The organism is Nocardioides sp., from assembly GCF_035547795.1.
Lineage (GTDB): Bacteria > Actinomycetota > Actinomycetes > Propionibacteriales > Nocardioidaceae > Nocardioides.
In genome coordinates this window covers 1-2,689 of sequence record NZ_DASZUF010000057.1, presented here as the reverse complement: position 1 = coordinate 2,689, position 2,689 = coordinate 1, and the positions used below count along the sequence as shown (strand labels likewise).

General features: G+C 69.1%; 2 protein-coding genes. One reads left to right on the top strand and one right to left on the bottom strand.

The genetic code is table 11. From position 1 onward, the window contains the following. Positions 1-32: 32 nt before the first annotated feature. Positions 33-920: a MurR/RpiR family transcriptional regulator gene (locus tag VHA72_RS04425; RefSeq protein ID WP_325573231.1), complete on the bottom strand. Its 888-nt coding sequence runs from the start codon at positions 918-920 to the stop codon at positions 33-35. Positions 921-1,117: 197 nt separating this feature from the next. Here VHA72_RS04425 and VHA72_RS04420 point away from each other — a divergent pair, with 197 nt between their 5' ends. After that, positions 1,118-2,665, top strand: a complete 1,548-nt coding sequence (locus tag VHA72_RS04420) for an ABC transporter substrate-binding protein (protein WP_325573230.1) — start codon at positions 1,118-1,120, stop codon at positions 2,663-2,665. The last annotated feature ends 24 nt before the right edge of the window (positions 2,666-2,689 follow it).

The following is a 2,689-nucleotide window of genomic DNA, read 5'->3' as shown; positions in this document are numbered from 1 at the left end:
TGGCCGAGCGCGGCTGAGCGCCGGCGCGCGGGTCAGTCGTCGCCGTGGTTGCGCGCGGTGACCCGCCGGCTGGCGACGGCGTCGAGGGTGGCGGCGAGCGAGGCGGAGACCGAGTCGGGGTTGCGCTGCGCGACGCCCATGAAGATGGTGTCCACGATCATGAGCTGTGCCATCCGGCTGGACATCGCGCCGTACCGGAATCGCGTCTCCCGCGAGACGGTGGTCAAGACGGCGTCGGCCGCCTGCGCCAGCGGTGAGCCCGGGAAGTTGGTCACCGCCACCGTGAACGCGCCGTGCAGCGCGGCGGTCTGCAGGGCCGCGATCGCCTCCTCCGTCTCGCCTGAGTGCGAGAACGCGATCGCCACGGCGTGCGCCGGCAGTACGGCGGCGCTGGTCAGGGCGAGGTGGGCGTCGCTGGAGGCGTTGGCCTGGTAGCCGATGCGGCGCAGCTTCTGCTGCAGGTCCTGGGCGGCGAGACCGCTGGAGGCCGACCCGAAGACGTCGATGACCGGCGCCGCGATGATGGCGTCCACCACCCGGTCGAGCTGCTCGAGGTCGAGCATCGCCGCGGTCTCCTCGACCGCACGCGCCTCCTGGAAGGCCAGCTTGCGGACCACCTCGGCCATGGTGTCGGTCGGGTCGATGTCGCCCTCGGAGACCCCGAACTCCAGTCGCCGGCCCCGCTCGTCTGCGCCCGCTCGGGCGAGTGCCAGGCAGAAGCTCTTGTAGCCGTCGAAGCCGACGCTGCGACAGAACCGGGCGACGGTGGCGGTGGACGTGGAGTTGCGCGCGGCCATCTCGGTGATGCGGAGCGAGGCCACCCCCGCCGGATCGGCGAGCGTGCTGCGGGCGATCCGCTGCTCGCTGGGTCGCAGGTCCGGCAGTAGCTGGCGCAGCCGCACCAGGATGTCCTCGGTCATGTCAGCGCTCTTGTCTCCTTGGGTCGGCATCACCGTAACGGCTCGGTGCCGACCCACCCGGGCTCGGACGGGACGACGCGATGGGAAAGAATTTACATGAATATGGCGACAAGCGAAACATTTTGTCCTAGGATCGTGGGCGATGGTTGGCGGTGAGGTTGCTCACGGCGAGCAGGCCGCTCAATAGAGGAGGACCCGTGAAGAAGGTCGATCGCTCCGCACGTCGTGCGATCACGGCGAGCGTGGCGGCCGTGGCCGCCGCTGCCTCGCTGGCGGCGTGCGGCAGCTCAAACAACAGCGCGCCGGCCGGAGGCGCCGGCGCCGCCCTGGTGGTCGGCATCACCGCCGACCCGACGCAGATGGTGCCGTGGACCTCCACGTCGGTGCAGTCGCAGGAGGTGCTGTCCCAGATCTACACCACCCTGCTGAGCACCGACGCCGACGGCACCCCGACGGCCGGCATCGCGGACATGCCGCAGGTGTCGAAGGACGGGAAGACGTACACGTTCACCCTCAAGCAGGGGCTGAAGTTCGCCGATGGGTCGACGCTCGACTCGGCCGACGTCAAGTACACGTTCGGCAAGATCATGGACCCGGCGTCGAAGGCCAGCTCGGCGTCCTACTTCGCCTCGGTGGCGAGCATCGACGCGCCGGACCCGCAGACCGTCGTGGTGCACATGAAGCAGCCGGACGCGTCGTTCCCCGCGGGCCTGACGCAGGTCAACACCGGCATCGTGCCGTCCGGCGCGACCGCCGACACGCTGGCGACCAAGCCGGACGGCGCCGGGCCGTACCAGTTCGAGAGCCGGGTGCCGAACGAGTCGATCACGCTGAAGCGCAACGACTCCTATTACGCCGGCAAGCCCGGCGCGGCCAAGCTGGAGTTCCGGATCATCCCCGACGAGCAGTCCATCGTCGCGGCGCTGAAGACCGGCTCGGTCCAGGTGGCGGAGTTCGACAACCCGGTGACGGCGAAGACGGCCACGTCGGCCAACGTCAAGAGCACCCCGGTGAATTCGCTGTGGTACCACGTGCTGCAGTTGCGGGCCACCTCCCCGGTGCTGTCCAACGTGAACGCCCGACTGGCGATCCAGTGCGCGATCTCGCGCCAGGACGTGGTCAGCTCGGCCGCACTCGGGGCCGGCACCCCGACCGGGCCGATCACCTCGCCGCAGTACCGCTCCGACCCGAACGCCCAGCCCTGCCCGAACCAGGACCTGGCCAAGGCGAAGGCCTACCTGGCCAAGGCCGGTGAGCCGAACGGCTTCACCCTCAACCTGATGACCTCGCAGGGCCTGTACTCCTCGGCCGTCGACGAGGCGCAGAACATCCAGGCACAGCTGGCAAAGGTCGGCATCAAGGTCAACGTCCAGTCGCTGGACTCGAACACCTACGTGCAGAAGTGGCTGGCCGGCGACTTCGACGCCGCCATCGCGGCCAACAGCGGCAGCGCAGACCCGAACACCATGTACGCCCGCTACTTCACCTCGACGGGCAGCTTCAACAAGGTCGCCGGCTACAAGTCCCCGATCCTCGACAAGCTGTTCGCGCAGGGCATCGCCACCACCGACGTCGCCCAGCGCGCCACGATCTACCAGCAGATCTCGGCCCAGTTGGTGGACAACGCCGCCTGGGTGTGGCTGTACACCCCGAAGAAGTTCCTGGTCGCGAACACGGCCGTCAAGGGCCTGGAGGCACGCACCGACGCGGACCTGTCCATGCTCTGGAAGGCGTCCCTGTCCTGACCACCAGTCGGGGGCGGTCGCGAG